This window comes from Mesoterricola sp. MK458, from assembly GCF_055384935.1.
In genome coordinates this window covers 2,821,881-2,840,006 of record NZ_AP045075.1, presented here as the reverse complement: position 1 = coordinate 2,840,006, position 18,126 = coordinate 2,821,881, and the positions used below count along the sequence as shown (strand labels likewise).

General features: G+C 69.7%; 9 protein-coding genes. 4 read left to right on the top strand and 5 right to left on the bottom strand.

The window, feature by feature from the left end; translation table 11 throughout:
* The first annotated feature begins 66 nt into the window (after positions 1–66).
* Positions 67–1,719 carry a B12-binding domain-containing radical SAM protein gene (locus ACZ5LB_RS12305; RefSeq protein WP_464602518.1) on the top strand — a complete coding sequence of 551 codons (1,653 nt, stop codon included), beginning with the start codon at positions 67–69 and terminating at the stop codon, positions 1,717–1,719.
* 92 nt (positions 1,720–1,811) lie between these two features.
* On the top strand, positions 1,812–4,880 hold the full coding sequence (locus tag ACZ5LB_RS12300; protein ID WP_464602517.1) for a ligand-binding sensor domain-containing diguanylate cyclase: 3,069 nt from the start codon (positions 1,812–1,814) through the stop codon (positions 4,878–4,880).
* Here ACZ5LB_RS12300 and mutS read toward each other — a convergent pair.
* From mutS to ACZ5LB_RS12285, 3 genes are read right to left on the bottom strand one after another with little or no spacing between them, the layout of a single operon-like run.
* The gene (mutS, locus tag ACZ5LB_RS12295) at positions 4,877–7,414 is read right to left on the bottom strand and encodes a DNA mismatch repair protein MutS (protein ID WP_464602516.1); all 2,538 of its coding nucleotides are present in this window, start codon (positions 7,412–7,414) and stop codon (positions 4,877–4,879) included. The two genes, ACZ5LB_RS12300 and mutS, sit on opposite strands and share 4 nt — an antisense overlap.
* Positions 7,415–7,455: 41 nt before the next feature.
* Positions 7,456–8,604 (bottom strand): MFS transporter, encoded by a 1,149-nt coding sequence (locus ACZ5LB_RS12290; protein WP_464602515.1) that lies wholly within the window; start codon positions 8,602–8,604, stop codon positions 7,456–7,458.
* Between the two features lie 46 nt (positions 8,605–8,650).
* Positions 8,651–9,922, bottom strand: coding sequence for an aminotransferase class I/II-fold pyridoxal phosphate-dependent enzyme (locus ACZ5LB_RS12285; protein ID WP_464602514.1), 1,272 nt, complete (start codon positions 9,920–9,922; stop codon positions 8,651–8,653).
* Positions 9,923–10,208: 286 nt separating this feature from the next.
* Here ACZ5LB_RS12285 and ACZ5LB_RS12280 point away from each other — a divergent pair, with 286 nt between their 5' ends.
* Positions 10,209–12,056: a phosphoenolpyruvate carboxykinase (GTP) gene (locus ACZ5LB_RS12280; RefSeq protein ID WP_464602513.1), complete on the top strand. Its 1,848-nt coding sequence runs from the start codon at positions 10,209–10,211 to the stop codon at positions 12,054–12,056.
* A 53-nt stretch (positions 12,057–12,109) separates the two neighbouring features.
* On the opposite strand, the gene ACZ5LB_RS12275 is transcribed toward ACZ5LB_RS12280, so the two are convergent.
* Positions 12,110–14,308, bottom strand: coding sequence for an IPT/TIG domain-containing protein (locus tag ACZ5LB_RS12275; RefSeq protein ID WP_464602512.1), 2,199 nt, complete (start codon positions 14,306–14,308; stop codon positions 12,110–12,112).
* A 220-nt stretch (positions 14,309–14,528) separates the two neighbouring features.
* Between ACZ5LB_RS12275 and ACZ5LB_RS12270 the strand changes: the two genes are divergently transcribed.
* Positions 14,529–17,102 carry an ATP-dependent Clp protease ATP-binding subunit gene (locus ACZ5LB_RS12270; RefSeq protein ID WP_464602511.1) on the top strand — a complete coding sequence of 858 codons (2,574 nt, stop codon included), beginning with the start codon at positions 14,529–14,531 and terminating at the stop codon, positions 17,100–17,102.
* Between the two features lie 15 nt (positions 17,103–17,117).
* On the opposite strand, the gene ACZ5LB_RS12265 is transcribed toward ACZ5LB_RS12270, so the two are convergent.
* Positions 17,118–17,957, bottom strand: coding sequence for a DUF4097 family beta strand repeat-containing protein (locus ACZ5LB_RS12265; RefSeq protein ID WP_464602510.1), 840 nt, complete (start codon positions 17,955–17,957; stop codon positions 17,118–17,120).
* Positions 17,958–18,126: the final 169 nt, after the last annotated feature.

The following is an 18,126-nucleotide window of genomic DNA, read 5'->3' as shown; positions in this document are numbered from 1 at the left end:
GTATCGTGCCATTGTTGTCGATTCGTGCGGGCCCGTCACCTGTGTTGAAATGGAACCGGAGGGATCATGGTGCACGAGGGCGTGGAAGCCGGGGGCGGGGGCGGTGCCCTCCTGCTCTACAGCGCTCCCAAAAGCGGATACGGGGACGAGTGGATGACTTTCCTCCCCATCGGCCTGGGGTTCCTGCAGGCCATGCTCCGGTCCCGGGGCCACGCCTGTCGCCTGGCGAACCTCAGCGGCAAGGGCCGCAAGGAGATCCTGGCCTACCTGCGCCGCCACGACCCGGCCGTCATCGGCGTGTCCATGTTCACCTTCAACCGCAAGCGCAGCTGCGACCTGCTGGCCCTGGCCCGGGAGGCCTGCCCGCGGGCGATCCTGCTGGCCGGAGGGCCCCATCCCACCCACCTGGCGAAGGAGGTCTTCGAGGACTGCCCCAGCCTGGACGCCATCGTCAAGGGCGAGGGGGAGATCCCGCTCCTGGAGGTCCTTTCGCGCGGCGCCGCCTGGCGGGAGGCCCCCGGGCTCATCCTGCGGGACGGCGAGACCCCCGCCGTGCCGCCCCTGGAGGACCTGGACGTCATGGGAGCCCCCGTGGAGCATTTCCAGGCGGACTTCCTGGACGACCCCGGCCAGCTCTCGTACCTGAGCACCAGCCGCGGCTGCCCCGCCACCTGCAACTTCTGCAACACGCCCGAGTTCTGGGGAAGTTCCGTGCGCTTCCGGAGCCCCGAGGCCGTGCTGCGGGAGATGACCCTGCTGCGCGCGCGCCACGGCCTGACCTACTTCAGCTTCCGGGACGACACCTTCACCGCCAACCGGGGACGGATCCTCAAGCTCATGGACCTCATCCAGGGCTCGGGCATGCACCCCCTGTGGAACTGCCAGAGCCGGGTGAACCTGGTGGACGAGGACCGGCTGGTGGCCATGAAGCGCGCCGGCTGCGAGTTCATGCAGTTCGGGGTGGAGCACGGCAGCGAGCGCGTGCTCCAGCTCCTGGACAAGGGCACCAACATGCGCCAGGCCCTGAAGGCCCTCACGCTGGTGCGCAAGGTGGGGATGAACCTGGGCATCTACCTCATCACCGGAATCCCCGGGGAGACCTGGGAGGACGTGGAGATCACCTGCGACCTCATCCGCAGCGCCCGGCCCCACGACGTGCAGGTCTCGCCCCTGGCCCTGTACCCCGGGACGCGGCTCTTCGACCGGTACCGCGCCGAAGGGCGCATCAGCCCGGACTTCTTCCGGGGCACCGGAGACGCGGAGGTCTTCGCGCGGGTGGACGCCCACACCGAGAAGGCCCTGCGGCGGCTGGCCCAGGTGGCCGAGGCCACGAAGCCCCGGGCCATCTACACTCCGGCCCAGTTCCGGGAACAGAAGGCCTGGCTGGGCTTCTGCGCCGTGACGAACCTCCTGTGCGGCGAGGCCGCCGAGGAGGAGGGCCGGTTCGGCGAGGCCGAGGCCGAGTACGGCGAGGTGGTGGCCCGGGAGCCCGGGAACCCCTGGGGTTTCCTCAAGCGCGCGCTGCTCCTCCACCGCACCGGGCGCGCGGCCCTGGCCCGGGCGGACCTGGCCGAGGTGCTGGCGCTGGCGCCGGGGAACCCCGAGGCCGTGGAACTGGCCCGGGAGTGGGGCGCCGGCAAGGGCTGGAAGGCCTCCCAGGGGCCCGCGGCCGTCATGAAGGGATCCCAGGCCTACCTGGACCGGGCCGGGCGCGGGTGATACGTTGTAGTTAATTCCCAAGCCAGCCTGCGTGCGGGCCGTGTATTTTAAGGGATACCAAAGCCCTTGCGCGTCCGAAATCGGAACCCCGAATGCCTTCGATCCGAGCCCTAGTCGTCTGTATTCTCGCCCTGGTGTTCGCCCAGGCTGAGCCGGCCGGCCGCTACCTGTTCCGGGCCTACGGCCCCGAGCAGGGTTTCGTGGAACCCGGGCTCACCTGCATCACCCAGGACTCCGAGGGCTTCATCTGGATCGGGGGGGACTCGGGCCTGGTGCGCTACGACGGCGTGCAGTTCCGCCGGTGGACCGCCGACGACGGCCTGGCTTCCACCGCGGTGAACCGCCTCCTGCGGCGGCGCGGCGGCGGCCTCTGGGTGGTCACCGAAGGCGGGCTGGTGAAGTTCCACAAGGGCGTCTTCACGCCGGTGACCTACCGGGGGCAGACGTTCCGTCCCATCCGGGGCTCGGCGGTGGACCTGGATGGCGACGGCGTCCTGTGGGCGCTGGGAATGGATGGGCTCTACCGGGCGGCAGGGGACGGCATGGAACGGGTGGCGGACGTGCCCTCCGGCCAGGGCCGCGGCCTTGCCTGCCGGGCGGCCACCGGATCGGTCTTCGCGGTGGTGGGCGGGCAGGTGTGGGAAAGGCGCCGGGACACCACCTGGGTCCACTACACCAACGAGGACGGCCTGCCCGGCGACGGCATCGAGACCCTGGCCGTGGACGGCGAAGGCCGGCTGTGGGTGGTGGGGCGGCGGCTCCTGCGGTACCAGGACCCCATGGACACCGCCTTCCGGGACGCATCCTCCTGGCTGCCGGCGCCGCCCTTCGCCTCCTGCACCATCAACCGCGAGATCGACGGAAGCGTGGGCATCCCCACCAACTCCGGCCTCCTGCGCCTGAAGGGGGACGACCACGAGGTCATCGACCAGGCCGCGGGGCTCCCGTGCAAGTGGACGGTCTCCTCCCTGCGGGACCGGGAAGGCAACCTCTGGGTGGTGGGGCCCACCCTGTACCGGCAGCTGGGAAGGGGCTACGTCCGCACCTTCACGGTGGCGGACGGCCTGCCCTCGGACCTGGTGTGGAGCGTGTTCCGCGACCATTCGGGACGGCTCTTCGCGGGCACCAGCGAAGGCCTCGCGATGCTGGGCGAGAAGGGCTGGTCCCGGGTGCCCGGCACCGAGGGCCTCAACGTGACGAGCCTGGTCCAGGGGGACACGGGCGCGCTCCTCATCGGGTCCTCCAACGCCCCCCTGCGCACCCTGGAGCCCCGGGCGCGGGCGGCCACCGAGGGCTTCCTGCGGGGGCTCCGGGCCGAGGGGCTCAGCCACCCGGAGCGCTCGCAATCGGTGGCCTGTGGCCGGGACGGGATCATCTGGGTGGCCGACCCCAGCCGCGGCATCTTCCGCATCGATTCCCGGAAGGGGACGGTACGGCTGGACTTCGGGGCGACGCAGGCCGGCGTGCCGGAATTCATTCCCTGGCAGCTGGTCCAGGACGGGGAGGGCCGCATCTGGGGCGCCACCAGCGCGGGCCTGGTCATCCACGACGACGCGGGCTGGCACCGGTTCGGCCGCGCCCACGGCCTCAAGGTCGATCCGCTCAACGGCCTGGCCCTGGCCAACGAGGGCACGGCGTGGCTCCTGTACCGGGAACCCCGGGGGGTGTCCCGGGTGGCCTACGCGAACGGCGCCCTCCAGGTGCTCGAGAGCCTGGACACCTCCAACCACCTGAGGTCCAACGTGGCCTACGCCGGGGCGGTGGATGCCCAGGGCCGCTTCTGGCTAGGGACGGACCGCGGCCTGGAATCGGTGCTGGGGACGTCCACCGGCCATCTGGGCCGGGGCGACGGCCTCGCCGGCGACGACTGCAGCCAGAACTCCATCCTGGTGGACCGGGACCAGGACGTGTGGATCGGCACCACCACGGGCCTTGCCCACGTCATTGCCGAAAACCGGCCCCGGAACCTCGCGCCCCTGGGCACGGTCATCACCCAGGTCACCCGCGGCCGGCGGGAGCTCCAGCCCCCCTTCGGGAACCTGGGGCCCGTGGGCCACGCGGACGCGACGCTGGAGTTCCGGTTCGCCTCGCCCACCTTCGTCAACGAGAAGGCCGTGCTCTACCAGGTGCGCCTGGCCGGGCTCGAGGACGAATGGCGGTCCACGGACGTGCCCCAGGCGCGGTACGCGGCGCTTCCCGGAGGAACTTACACCTTCGAGGTCCGGGCCGCCTATCCGGGCATGCCCTTCGGCCCCGCGGCGCAATACCCTTTCCAGGTGTTGCCGCCCTGGTGGCGCACCTGGTGGTTCCTGGCCCTGGAGGTGGTGGCGGCCATGGGGCTCGTGAGCTTCGTGATGCACTGGCGCTTCCGCACCCTGGCCAACCAGAAGGAGCGGCTTGCGGCCCTGGTGGACAAGGCCACGGGCGACCTTCTCAAGGCCAACCATGCCCTGGAGAAGGCCAACCTCGCCCTGAAGGCGCAGAGCCTGTCCGACCCCCTCACCGGGCTCCACAACCGGCGCTTCCTCTCCGTGGTAGTGGACGACGACACCGCCAAGGTGCAGCGCTCATACCGGGACTGGGCCCCCGGCCAGGCCCTGCCCAACAACGACCTCCTGTTCCTCATGGTGGACCTGGACCACTTCAAGGGCGTCAACGACACCTATGGTCACCCCGTGGGGGACCAGGTGCTCGCGCAGGTGGCCCACGTGCTGCGCAAGGCCGCCCGCGAGACCGACGGCGTCATCCGGTGGGGCGGGGAAGAGTTCCTCGTCATGGCCCGCAACTCCACCCGGGCCGAGGCCCCCATCCTGGCCGAGCGCATCCGCAGCCTCATGGCCGAGCAGAAGCTGGTGCTGGAAACCGGCGAGGAGGTGCGCTGGACGTGCTCCGTGGGGTACGCGGCCTACCCCTTCTGCCTGCAGGACACCAGCTGGCTGGGCTGGGAGAAGGTGGTGGAGATCGCCGATGCCTGCCTGTACCTGGCCAAGCGCGCGGGCCGGGACGCCTGGGCAGGCGCCGAGGCCCGCGACGGCCTGGCCCGCGCCGCCCACGGCCCGCGCCTGCCCTGGGAGCTCATGGAACTGCACCGGGAGGGGGTGATCGAGGTGGTCACCAACAAGCCGGAAGGATTGGGGAAGGCACCCGCGGCTGAAGACTAGGCCTTCTGGCGCTCCGCCACCCAGGCCATGACCTCCAGCGGGGTCATCCGGTTCAGGTCCAGGGCGGCCAGTTCCTCCCGGAGGGGGTCCGGCTCGGGTTCGAAAAGCGGCAGCAGGGGCTGCACGGGGGCCTGGCGCCGGGGGCGCTTCTCCTCCAGGGGTTTCTCAGGCGTTTCCGCCAGGATCCGCTGGGCGGCCGAGATGACGGACCTGGGCAGGCCCGCCAGGCGCGCCACCTGGATGCCGTAGCTGCGGTCCGCGGGGCCTTCGGCGATGCGGTGCAGGAAGAGCAGGTGCTCCTCCCATTCCTGCACCTCCACGTGCAGGTTCTGGATGCGGGCGTCGTCGGCGAGGCGGGTGAGTTCGAAGTAGTGGGTGGCGAACAACGTCCGGGGCTCGCCGCCTTTGAGGTCGCGCAGGTGCAGGGCGATGGCCTCGGCCAGGGCCAGGCCGTCCCGGGTGCTGGTGCCCCGGCCGATCTCGTCCAGGATGACCAGGCTCGCGGGGGTGACCTGGTTGAGGATGCGGGCTGTCTCGGTCATCTCCACCATGAACGTGGATTGGCCCTTGGCGAGGAAGTCAGAGGCGCCGATGCGCGTGAAGATCCGGTCCACCAGGGAGAAGCGCATGAGCTCGGCGGGCACGAAGGAACCCACCTGGGCCAGCACCGCCAGCAGGGCCGCGGTGCGCAGGAAGGTGGACTTGCCGCCCATGTTGGGGCCGGTGACCACCGCCATGGAGCGGTTGGCGGGAAGGCGCAGGTCGTTGGGGATGCACTCGCGGCCCAGGCGGGCCTCCAGCATGGGGTGGCGGGCGCCGGCGAGGATCAGCTCCCGGTCGTCGCTCACCTCGGGCCGGGTCCAGCCCGAAAGGCGCGCAAGTTCGGCGAAGGCGCAGAGCACGTCCACCTTGGCCACGGCCCGGGCCAGGGACGTCAGGGCTGCCCGGTCCTCCAGGACCCGGGCCAGGAGGCGCTTGAACTGGGCCTCCTCCAGGCGGAGCAGGTCGGATTCGGCCGAGAGGAGCCGCTGCTCGAAGGCCATGAGCTTCTCGGTGGTGAACCGCTCGGCGTTGGCCAGGGTCTGCTTGCGGATGAAGTGGGCCGGGGCGGCGGCCAGGTTGGCCTTCGTGATCTCGAAGTAGTACCCGAAGACCCGGTTGTACTTGATCTTGAGGCTGTTGATGCCGGAGGCCGCGCGCTCCTCCTCCTCCAGTTCGAGCATCACCTGCTTGGCGTCCCGGGCCAGGCGGCGCACGGCGTCCAGCTCGGGGTCGACCCCGTCGTTGATGGTGTTGCCCTTCTCCAGTTCCAGGGGCGGGGCTTCGGCGAGGCAGCGGCGGAGCTCGTCCACCAGATCCGCGCAGGTGGGCGTGTCGCCGGGCCAGACGTCGAGCTCCTGGGATTCCTGGAACCAGCCCCCCTCCCGGATGAGCTCAGGCAGCTTCCCCGCCCGGGCCAGGCCGTCCCGGAGCTGGGCCAGCTCCGGCGGGGTGGCGAGCCCCAGGGCCACCCGGCCCAGAATGCGGTCCAGATCCGGCACGGAACCGAGCACCTTCTGGATGGGCTCCCGGTGCCGGTCCTCGGTGAACCACGCCACCTGGCGCCAGCGGAGCTCCAGGGCGCCCCGGTCGCGCAGGGGCTGGTCCAGCCAGGCCCTGAGGAGCCGCGAGCCCAGGCGGCAGCGGCACTGGTCCATGAGCTCCAGGAGGCTGCCGGCCCTGGACCCGTCCAGGGTGTTGGCGAAGACTTCCAGGTGCCTGGACGAGGTGGCGTCCAGGAGGGGCCCGGCGGCGCCCAGCTCCAGGTTCACGCCCTGGATGTGCGCGGGGCGGCCCTTCTGGGTGGCCTCCACCTGGTCCAGGAGAGCCCCCAGGGCGCCGATGGCCGCGGGGTAGGGATCCAGGCCGACGCCTTCCAGGTGGGTCCAGCCGAAGAAGGCGAGGATCTGGGTGCGGGCCCGGGCGGCCTCGAAGCGCCAGGCCGGAAGGCGCACCCGGGCCGCCTCCAGCTCGAAGGGATCGGCGGTGTTCTCCGCGAGGATCAGTTCCTGGGGGCCCAGGCGCTCCAGCGTGGAGGCCAGGATGGGCAGGCCTTCGCCGGGGATGACCCGCAGCTGCCCCGAGGCCAGCTGCAGGAGGGCGATGCCCCAGCTCTCCCCCACGCGGTGGGCCGCCGCAAGCCACCGGCCGTCGTCGTCCAGCCAGGTGCCGGGGGTGATGATGCGGGTGATGGCGCGGGGCAGCAGGCCCTTGACCTCATCGGGCCGGGCGGTGGGATCGGCGATGGCGGCGGAATAGCCCGCGGCCAGCAGCTTGGGCAGGTAGCTCTCCAGGGCGAAGTGGGGAATGCCGCACATGGGCGTCTCGAACTCGGTCCCCCGGCCCCGCAGGGTCAGGGCGATCTCCATGACCGGCGCCGCCTTGACCGCGTCCTCGCCGTGCAGCTCGTAGAAGTCGCCCATGCGGGTGAAGAGGATCGCATCGCCGGCCTCGCGCTTGAGAGCCGCGACCTGCGTGAGCATGGGGGTGGACATCCGGCAGACCTCGAAACATCCAGGATACCGGGGATGGGCCTTCAGGGCGTCCGGAAGGCCATGGCCGCCGTCGCCAGGCCCACCACCGCGCAGCCTCCCCACAGGGCCCAGGGGCCGCCGTGGGCGTAGACCACCAGGCCCAGCCAGGGCCCCACGGTCAGGGCGAGGGTCCACACGAGGCTGTAGAGGCCCAGGTACTGCCCCCTGCGGTCCGGCGGCGCCAGGGCGGCCACGGCGTCGGTGGAGGCGGGCAGGAAGATCATCTCCCCCAGGCTCCAGGCAACGGTGGCCAGGATCAGGAGGGGCAAGGGGCGCATCACGGCGAGGGAGCCGAAGCCCAGGGCGATCAGGGCGGCTCCCAGGGCCAGCTGGCTCCCGTGGCTCCAGTGGGCCAGGCGGTGGTTGACGGCCACCTCCAGCAGGAGGATGAGGACGGTGTTGAGCGTGAAGAGCAGGCCGAAGACCTGGGTCCCGCGGCCCAGGCCCTGCACGACCCACAGGGGCAGGGCGCCGTGGATCTGGGTGAACACGGCCGTGGCGGGAAGCAGCGCCGCCAGGAGCCAGAGGAGGCGCCTGTCCCGCCAGCCCGAGAGGGTGGGCAGGGCGGGGGCGGGTTCGGGCGCGGGGGAGGGCACGAACGCCAGGAGCACGGCCAGCCCCAGGGCCGTCGTGAGGCCGTCGATCCAGAAGAGGGCATCGAAGGACCGGTGGGCGATGAACCCACCCAGGGCGGGTCCCACGGAGATCCCCAGGTTGGAGGCCAGCCGGTGGAGCACGAAGGCCTGCTTGCGGCAGGAAGGCGCCACCAGGTCCGTGATGAGGGCCATGGAGGCCGGGTAGTAGGCTTGGGTGGCCGCGGACCAGAGGGCGATGGTGGCCAGCAGGAGCGGCCGGGTGGGAACGGACGGGAGCAGCAGCAGGAGGGCCGCGGACAGGCCCAGGCTGAGGGCGAGGGTGAAGCGGTGGCCGAACCGGTCCGCGAACCACCCGCTGAACGGGCTCGCCGCCAGGGCCCCCAGGCCGTAGACGGCGAGGGCCGTGGCGGCCTGGGCCTCCGTCCAGCCCCGCGCCCCCACCAGGTACAGGGCCAGGAAGAACACCACCATGGTGCCCATGCGGTTGACGAGGGTGCTCAGGGCCAGCACCCACATTCCGGAAGGAAGGCCTTGAAGACCGCGCCAGGGATTCATCCCTCCAGGGTCGCCCCTGGATGGGAGGGTTGTCTAGGTCAGCCTCCTAGCTCCTCGCGCAGACCCTTTCGAGCGCGTCGACGAGCGGCTGGATGGCCTCCTCCTTCATGGAGCAGAAGGCCAGGCGGATGTACTTGTCGCCGTGGCTCACCACGCCCACGCTTTCCTCGGCGATGAGCTTCTGGCGGATGGCGTCGGCGTTGAGGCCCGGCCGCAGTTCCAGCAGGCAGAAGCATCCGGCGTTGAAGGGGAAGACGGTCCAGTGGGGCACGGGCTTGTCCAGCGCCTTGCGCAGGATCTCGTAGCGCCGTCCCATTACCTTGCGCATCTTCTCGAACTCGGCTTCGTGGCGGGCGTCGGCCAGCTCGAGCTCCATGAGGTACTGGCTGATTCCCACGGGGCTGCCGATGCCCGAGCGGATCAGGCCCATGCACTTGTCCACCAGGATGGCGGCGGATTCCTTGTCCACCCCGAAGGACAGGAAGCCCACGCGCCCGCCAAAGAAGCTGAGTTCCTTGGTCACGCCGTCGCACTTCAACGGGATGAGGTTGGGGCTGCGGCCGATGAGCTCGAAGAAGAGGCTCTTGGTGGTGGCCTTTTCGTCGAAGACGAGGCCGTGGTAGGCGTCGTCGCAGAACACCACCACCGTGCGGTCCTTGGCGGCGTCCACGAGCACCTGGGCGATGGCCTTCATCTCGGCGGGGGTCGGGCTGTAGCCGCTGGGATTGCTGGGGAAGTTGAGGAGAACCTGGACCTTGCCCTTGACGCCGGCGATGCTGTCCCGCAGGCCTTCCACGTTGAAGCCCATGGCCGCGTTGTAGAAGGGGAACCGCCTGAAGTCGCCTTCCAGGCGGATGCTGAAGATCTGCTCGTAGTTGTCCCAGTAGAGGTCCGGCAGCACCAGGGTGTCGCCCTTGCCGAAGAAGAGCTCGGCCCCCATGGTCAGGGCGTGGCAGATGCCGGCGCTCACCACGGGAAGGCCGACGGCCTCCATGCGCGCGTCCTCCTTGACCAGCTTGCCGTGCCAGGCTTTCCGGGCCGGCTCGCGGCCCTGGATGGGCGAATAGAGGAACGCGTCCTTGGGGTTCAGGCCCGCGAGCTTCTCGGCCATGGGGGCCAGGGGAAGCGGGTTGCCGGCGCCGTCGGTGATCTGGCCGATGGTCGCGTTGATGGCGCAGCCCTTGCTCTGGCCGGCCTGGTAGGGAATGCCCTTGGGGAAGAAGGAGCGCTGCCCCAGGGGGGAGAGGGCCTCGGCGATGGCCGGGTTGATGGCCTTGAGGCGATCGTTGCGATCCTGGGCTTCGGGATGGATGGACACGGGCCGCTCCTGGTAGGTTGGTGCCGAATGACTGGGCTAATGATCCGCCCGGCGGGTCCCGGTGGAGAATGATAAAAGTCACACTGGCCGGGATCGGGGCCAAGAAGCCCATGGAACAAGGGGTTGGTGCGTTCCAAGCATACCAAGAAGAACGCGTCGCGGCCCCATGGAGCCTTCTTCCGCGTTGCGGGAGGAAAACCCCATGTCTAGACTGGGTTCAATCAGCTGTTTGAGGGAATGGCGGGCCTTTCCGGAATTCCCGGGACATGCTACTGGAGACTGGCATATGAGCGCCGTGCTGAACGTCCCTGAATACGTGCACAACAGGAAGGCCATCGCCTGGATCCAGGAAATCGCCGACCTCTGCCAACCCGAGAGCATCCACTGGTGCGACGGGTCCCAGGAGGAGTACGACGCCCTGTGCGGGCGGCTCGTGGCCGGGGGGACCTTCCAGAAGCTGAATCCCGCCAAGCGCCCCAACAGCTACCTTGCCCTTTCGGACCCCAGCGACGTGGCCCGCGTTGAGGACCGCACCTTCATCTGCTCCGTGCGCAAGCAGGACGCCGGCCCCAACAACAACTGGGTGGCCCCCTCGGTCATGAAGGAGAAGCTCAAGGGTCTGTTCAGTGGCTGCATGAAGGGCCGGACCCTGTACGTCATCCCGTTCAGCATGGGCCCCCTGGGTTCCCGCATCGCCCACATCGGCATCGAGCTCACCGATTCGGCCTACGTGGCCGTGAACATGCGGATCATGACCCGCATGGGCCGGAAGGTGTGGGATGTCATGGGCACCGGCGACTTCGTGCCCTGCCTGCATTCCGTGGGCGCGCCCCTGGAGCCCGGCCAGAAGGACGTGAGCTGGCCCTGCAACAAGGAGAACAAGTACATCGTGCACTTCCCCGAGGAGCGCGCCATCTGGTCCTTCGGGTCCGGCTACGGCGGCAACGCCCTCCTGGGCAAGAAGTGCTTCGCCCTGCGCATCGCCAGCTGCATGGCCCGGGACGAGGGCTGGCTCGCCGAGCACATGCTCATCCTGGGCGTCGAGAAGCCGGGCGGCGAGAAGACCTACGTGGCCGCCGCCTTCCCCAGCGCCTGCGGCAAGACCAACTTCGCCATGCTCCAGGTGCCCGGCGCGTTCGCGGGCCACAAGGTCACCACGGTGGGCGACGACATCGCCTGGATCAAGCCCGGCCCCGACGGCAGGCTCTACGCCATCAACCCCGAAGCGGGATTCTTCGGCGTGGCCCCCGGCACCGGCATGAAGTCGAACCCCAACGCCATGCTCTCCATGACCGAGAACACCATCTTCACCAACGTGGCCCTCACCCCCGACGGCGACGTGTGGTGGGAAGGCATGACCGACGAGGTCCCCGAGAAGCTCACCGACTGGCAGGGCCAGCCCTGGACCCCCGGTTGCGGCCGCAAGGCGGCCCACCCCAACAGCCGCTTCACCGCCCCCGCGAGCCAGTGCCCCAGCATCGATCCCGAGTGGGAGAACCCGGACGGCGTGCCCATCAGCGCGTTCGTCTTCGGGGGCCGGCGCGCCACCACCGTGCCCCTCGTGGTGCAGTCGGTGAACTGGAACTTCGGTGTCTACACCGCCGCCACCATCGGCAGCGAGATGACCGCCGCCGCCGCCGGCAACATCGGCGAGGTGCGCCGCGACCCGTTCGCCATGCTACCCTTCTGCGGCTACCACATGGGCGACTACTTCAACCACTGGCTGCAGATGGGCCGCGACATCAAGAACCCCCCGCGCATCTTCTGCGTCAACTGGTTCCGCAAGGACGATGCCGGCCGGTTCGTGTGGCCCGGGTACTCCGAGAACATGCGCATCCTGAACTGGATCGTGGACCGCGTCCACGGCCGCGCCTACGCCGCCGAGTCCCCCCTGGGCTGGGTGCCCCGCTACGAGGACCTGCACCTGGAAGGCCTTGAGAACTTCGGCGAGGAGGGCTTCCGCGCCGCCATGGCCATCCGCCGCGACGAGTGGCGCCACGAGATCCTGCTGCACGAGGAACTCTTCGAGAAGCTCTACGACAAGCTTCCCAAGGAGTTCTTCCACATGCGCCAACTGCTGCTGAGCTCCCTGTGGCGGTCCCCCGAAAGCCTCGGGCTGGCCCCGGAGCGGTAGGAACAAACGCTCTCTGCCAGGAGCCGGGGGCCTGCGCCCCCGGCTCCTGGTGTTCAGGGGGCCGGAAGGGCCACGGCGTCGCTGGTTCCGAGGGGGCTCTCCACCTGGAGGGTTCCGGTGGTGCCCGCGGGGACCTCGACCCTGAGGATGGCGTCGCTGTTGCCCGTGCCCTGGACGGCCAGGGGCGTTCCGTTGAGCAGGACGGAGGTGGCGCTTCCGAAACCTGAACCGGTGAGGGTCAGCTGGACGTTGGCGCCGCCGTTGGCGGGGGCCCGGGTCACGGTGGCGACGATGGGCCTGGCCAGGGCCAGCAGAAGCTGGATGCCCCGGGAGTTGCCGAAACTGGATTTCACCAGGGCCTCGAGGAGGCCGCCCACCGTATTGGGGTTGCCGGCGATGGAGAGGAGGGCCTCCTGGTGTGCGTCGTTGAACAGGAGGTGCAGGGTCACCGCGGCCCGGTCGCCATCCCTGACCACGCTGTAGAGTCCGGTGGAGGTGTTCGTGTCGAAGCCCGCCATGGGTTCCGAGTTGCCGGAGGCGAGGATCTGGCCGGCGACCGTGGGAGAAGGTCCGTGGGTCGTGATGGAGAAATCGAACCATTCGCCGGGAGCGTGGCCCGAGATCGTGATGCCCGGGTCCGCCTCGAAGATGCCCCCCGACAGGGCATGGTTCTGGAAGTACACACCGGTGTCGGGAGCGTCGGGATCCGTCCAGTAGTGCGGCCGGAACAGGTAGACGCCGTCGTTCGGGGTAACGCCGTCGTAGGCGTAGTCCTGGCTGGAAACGAGGATCTGCACATTGGCCGGGGGAATGCCGAGGGCCTGGATCCGGTCCTTGATGGGCCGGGGCAGCGCCTCGTAGAACGGGGGCGGAAGCAGGATGCTCAGGGTATGGGACGGATAGGACTTGTCGGGGCGGAATCCCGTCGAGCCGATGGGGTTGTAGGCATGGAAGACCGGCGCCAGGGGCAGGGACAATCCCTCGTATATGGCTGAGCGCCTCCTGGCCGGATAGTCCAGCAAGGGCATGCCGAACGTGTGGGTGCTCGAGACGAGGGGCTGGGGCATGATCGTCCCGCGTGACGGCAGGAGGACAAAGTCCTGCGACGTGGCTGCGGGGGGCGTTGCGGTGGCCACGCCGATGGTTCCGCCGGCCTGGGCGTCGTCGGGAATCCGCACCCGCAGGCGGGTGGGGGAATCCAGGTCATACCGTGCCGCAGGCAGGGCCAGGCCCCCATAGGTGACGCCGGTGACCCCCTTGAATCCGGTGCCGGTCACGGTGACCTCCGTGCCGGGAATGCCCTGGGCGGGGGTCAAGGCGGTGATGACCGGGGCCGAAGGGATGTCCGGGGCATCCACCGTGAAGGTGGTGGCGGGGGTTTCGGGGGAATTTCCGACGGGGGTGAGCACGACCACCGGGCCCGTCGCCGCCCCCGCGGGCACCGTGGTGGTGATGCGGGTGCCGGTGGCGTCGATCTGGAAGGGACCCGAAGGCACGCCCCCGAACCGGACCCCGGTGGCGCCCAGGAAGCCGGTGCCGGTGAGGGTCACGGCCGTGCCCGGGGCGCCCGAGGCCGGCGCGAGGGCGAGGAGCACCGGGGCCCCGGAGGCCTCGATCGTGAAGTCCCCGCTGCTGTTCGCGATGGAACCGGCGGCGCCGGTGACGGTGATCAGGCCCGAGTCGGCCCCGTCGGGGACGGTGGCCTCGATGTGGGTGTCGTCCAGCACCTGGAACGATCGGGCCGCCCTGGCGTTGAATGCCACGGCGGTGGCGCCGGTCATCCCCGATCCGGCGAGGGTGACGACGGTGCCCGCGACTCCGGATTGGGGGCTGAAGGAGGTGAGCACCACCGGGGGCGGCAGCGGCTTGATGGTGAACAGTGCCGGGGACGTCCCCGACATGGAACCCTTCCGCACGGTGACGGCCACGGCGCCCGGAGGGGTGGCTTCGGGGACCGAGGTGGTGATCCGCGAATCGCTGTCCACCGTGAAACGAAGGGCCTGGGTGGGTCCGAACAGGACCTGGCCGGCCCCCCTGAACCCCGTTCCCGTGATGACGATGCCGCCGGCGCCGGGGAACCCGCTGCCGGGCGAGACGGACACGACCGTGGGAGGCGTCGTGGCATCGTCCCGGAAGGAGCGGGTGCTGCGGCCGCAGGCGGTCGCCAGGAGGAGGCAGGAACCCAGGGCCAGGGCGGGGAGGAGGAATCGCCGGCGGCGGGGTTCCCGGAGAAAGGGGTGAAGGGCGCTCATGGGAAGATTCCTGTATGAATTAAATATTGAATTAATCATGCCGTTCGGGGATGGGCGGTCATGATCGGCCCATGAATCTTCGTGTCCGTAAGCGTGCTTGTCGACTCAAAATGAAATAAAAATAAATCGAGGGATGATTTTCAATGGTTAGTTATCTGGCTCAAAAAACTTTAGTTGAAATGAATCACATTTGGCCTAAGCTTGGATCCGGAGGCGTTTCATGGCCATGCTGCCGTTCACTCAGAAAGCCAACGAAGCCCTGGTCGCCGCGCGGGATCTCGCGGTGGCCGGGCAGCATCCGGAGATCCTGCCCCAGCACCTGTTCGCTTCGATCCTTGTTCCCGAGCGTGGCCTGCGGCCCATCCTGGAGAAGGCCGGCCTCGCGCCGGAGGCGGTGGCCGGCGTGGCGGACGCGGCCGAGGCCGCCCTGGCGGGGCTGCCCAAGGCCATCGGCGGCGCCGAGCCCCAGGCGGGTCCGGCCCTGCGCCATTTCCTGGAGGTGTCCAGCGACACCGGCCGGGGGCTGGGGGACCGGTTCCTGGCGGCGGACGCCATGCTCCTGGCCTTCGGGAACGCGGGCACCGAGGCCAAGAAGATCCTGGAGTCCTTCGGGCTGGACCGGAAGAAGATCGAGGCCGCCATCCGGGAGACCCGCAAGGGCTCGCGGGTGGAGGACGAGCGCGGCGAGGAGAAGTTCGCCTCCCTGGAGAAGTACGCGAAGGACCTCACCGCGCTGGCCCAGTCCGGCAAGCTGGACCCGGTCATCGGGCGGGACGAGGAGATCCGGCGGGTCATGCAAGTGCTGAGCCGGCGCACCAAGAACAATCCCGTGCTCATCGGCGAGCCCGGCGTGGGCAAGACCGCCATCGCCGAAGGCTTAGCCCAGCGCCTCGCCAAGGGGGACGTGCCCGAGAGCCTCAAGGGCATGCGGCTCATGTCCCTGGACATGGGCGCCCTGGTGGCGGGCACCCAGTACCGCGGCCAGTTCGAGGAGCGGCTCAAGGGCGTCATCCAGGAGATCCAGGGAAGCGACGGCGAGATCATCCTGTTCATCGACGAGATTCACCTGCTGGTGGGCGCGGGCTCGGTGGAGGGCGGCATGGACGCCGCGAACCTCCTGAAGCCCGCCCTGGCCCGGGGCGAGCTGCGCTGCATCGGCGCCACCACCCTGGACGAGTACCGCAAGCGCATCGAGAAGGACGCCGCGCTGGAGCGGCGGTTCCAGACCGTCTTCGTGGACGAGCCGGCCCTGGAGGACACCATCTCCATCCTGCGCGGGCTCCGGGAGCGCTACGAGCTCCACCACGGCGTGCGCATCCGCGACGCGGCCCTGGTGGCCGCGGCCAACCTGAGCCAGCGCTACATCGCGGACCGGTTCCTGCCCGACAAGGCCGTTGACCTGGTGGACGAGGCGGCGTCGCTCGTGCGCATGCAGATCGACACCCGCCCCATCGAGATCGACGTGCGCGAACGCCGGGAGATGCAGCTCCAGCTGGAGCGGCACGCCCTGGCCAAGGAGAAGGACAGCGCAAGCCGCGCCCGCCTCGGGGAGCTGGACAAGGAACTGGCCGACCTCACCGAGGAGCTGCGCAGCCTCCGCGCCCGGTGGGACCAGGAGAAGGCCCGCATCGAGGAGAACCGCGGGCGCCAGAAGCGCCTGGACGACCTTCGCATCGAGCTGGACCGGGCCAAGGCCCGCGGCGACTACGAGGTGGCCTCCCGCCTGGAATATGGCGAGATCCCGACCCTGGAGAAGCAGCTCGCCTCCTCCGAGGACCTGGAAGGGGCCATGCTGCGCCAGGAAGTGCGGGAGGAGGATGTGGCGGCCGTGGTCAGCAAATGGACCGGCGTGCCCGTTTCCCGCCTGCTGGAGGGTGAGATCCAGAAGCTCCTCCACATGGAAGAGCGACTGCGGGAGCGGGTGGTGGGCCAGGATCCGGCCCTGGAGGCCATCAGCGAGGCGCTGCGCCGGAACCGCGCGGGCCTTGGCGACCCCAAGCGCCCCATCGGGTCCTTCCTGTTCCTGGGGCCCACGGGCGTGGGCAAGACCGAGGTGGCCCGGGCCCTGGCGGAGTTCCTCTTCGACGACGAGAACGCCATGGTGCGCATCGACATGAGCGAGTTCACCCACGAGGCCGACGCCACGCGCCTGATCGGCGCGGCCCCGGGCTACGTGGGCTACGAGGAGGGCGGCCGCCTCACCGAGGCGGTGCGCCGCCGGCCCTACGCCGTCATCCTCCTGGACGAGATGGAGAAGGCCCACCCCCGCACCTTCGACCTGTTCCTGCAGGTGCTGGAGGACGGCCGCCTCACGGACGGCAAGGGCCGCACCGTGAACTTCCGGAACACCGTCGTCCTCATGACCACCAACGTCGGCAGCCAGGCCATCTTCGAGGCCGGGGGCGAGGTGGACAAGGCCCGCGCGGAGATCCAGGCCGCCCTGAAGCTGCATTTCCGGCCGGAGTTCCTGAACCGCCTGGACGAGGTCGTGACCTTCCGCGCCCTGGGCGTGGACGACATGAAGGCCGTGGCCCGCATCCAGATGCTCCGCGTCGTGGGGATGCTCCAGGACAAGCGGATCACCCTGGAAGTGCCCGAGGAGGCCCTGGCCTGGCTGGCCCGGGAAGGCTACGACCCCCAGATGGGCGCGCGGCCCCTGAAGCGCCTGGTGCAGCAGGTGGTGGTCAACCGCCTGGCCCGCATGCTCCTGGAAGGGCGCCTGCGGCCCGGGGATGCGGCCCGCCTGGAGGTCCAGGGCGGGGAGCTCTCCATCCGCGTGGAGTCCGTCCAGTAGCCCGGCGCGGCCGGGTCATTCGATGTCGATGTTCCCGTCCACCGTGCGGAAGGAGATCTTCTGGTCGCGGCCGGGTATGGAGCAGGTGAAGCGGTTGCGCTTGCTCCCGGCGTCGGGGGCGCAGGGAAGGGTCGAGCGCACCCGCCCGTCCACGGACCTGGCCTCGACGTTGCCCTTGGCCTGCCCGAGCTTGACCCTGATGGCGCCGTCCACGGTGCGGAAGGCCAGGCCCTCGCCCCAGCCGTCCAGGTCCTCGGCGGTGATGGAGCCGTCCACGGTGTGGACGTCCACGCCGCCCTCCACCCGGCTGAGGGTGATGCCGCCGTCCACGGTGCCACCCTTGATGCGGGCCTTGAGGTTGCGCGCCGTGAGGGTCCCGTCCACGGCCCGGGCGTGCACCTCGCCGCTGATGTCCTCGAGGCGGATGGGGCCGTCCACGCTGCGGCAGCCCGCGTAGCCCTCCAGGTCCTGGATGCCGATGGCCCCGTCCACGGTGCGCACATCCACGTTCAGCTTCCGGGGCACCATGAGGGTCAGGTTGCACACGGGATCGTGGACCCGCCCGAAGAAGAGGATCCGGACACGGTGCCGCCGCTGCCGGTCCACCTCGATCTCGAGGCCGTCGGCCACCCGGCGCACCTCCAGCTTGGCCTCGCCGCGGTGGGAGCCCGGCACGAACTCGGCCACCAGCTGCACCTCGGGCTTGTCCCATCCCTTGATCTCCACCTTGCCGTCGCCCTGGGTGATGCGCAGGTTGGCGCCCATGGCCAGGGGTTCGGTGCGGGTCTCCGTGCGGGAGGGGGGCGCCGCGGAAAGGGCTGCGCAAAGGATGAGGGGAAGGACTTGGATTCTCATGGGGTCACCTTGGGCTTCCAGGGTAGGCCTTTGGGGGGGACCTGGGTGCATGATTCCGCCAATTCCGGGCCTCCATCGGCGAACGCCGTCCCTGGCCCGGCGGGTGGAGGGCGAAGGTGTGCCAAGCCTGCCTTTGAATGCTTTTCTCAGCGATCCTCTGCGAGCCCTC

Excerpts from the sequence above, each read along its gene's own strand:
- ACZ5LB_RS12270 (WP_464602511.1), top strand. The coding sequence starts at position 14,529 with ATGGCCATGCTGCCGTTCACTCAGAAAGCCAACGAAGCCCTGGTCGCC.
- ACZ5LB_RS12280 (WP_464602513.1), top strand. The coding sequence starts at position 10,209 with ATGAGCGCCGTGCTGAACGTCCCTGAATACGTGCACAACAGGAAGGCC.
- ACZ5LB_RS12305 (WP_464602518.1), top strand. The coding sequence starts at position 67 with ATGGTGCACGAGGGCGTGGAAGCCGGGGGCGGGGGCGGTGCCCTCCTG.
- ACZ5LB_RS12275 (WP_464602512.1), bottom strand. The coding sequence starts at position 14,308 with ATGAGCGCCCTTCACCCCTTTCTCCGGGAACCCCGCCGCCGGCGATTC.
- mutS (WP_464602516.1), bottom strand. The coding sequence starts at position 7,414 with ATGTCCACCCCCATGCTCACGCAGGTCGCGGCTCTCAAGCGCGAGGCC.
- ACZ5LB_RS12290 (WP_464602515.1), bottom strand. The coding sequence starts at position 8,604 with ATGAATCCCTGGCGCGGTCTTCAAGGCCTTCCTTCCGGAATGTGGGTG.
- ACZ5LB_RS12265 (WP_464602510.1), bottom strand. The coding sequence starts at position 17,957 with ATGAGAATCCAAGTCCTTCCCCTCATCCTTTGCGCAGCCCTTTCCGCG.
- ACZ5LB_RS12300 (WP_464602517.1), top strand. The coding sequence starts at position 1,812 with ATGCCTTCGATCCGAGCCCTAGTCGTCTGTATTCTCGCCCTGGTGTTC.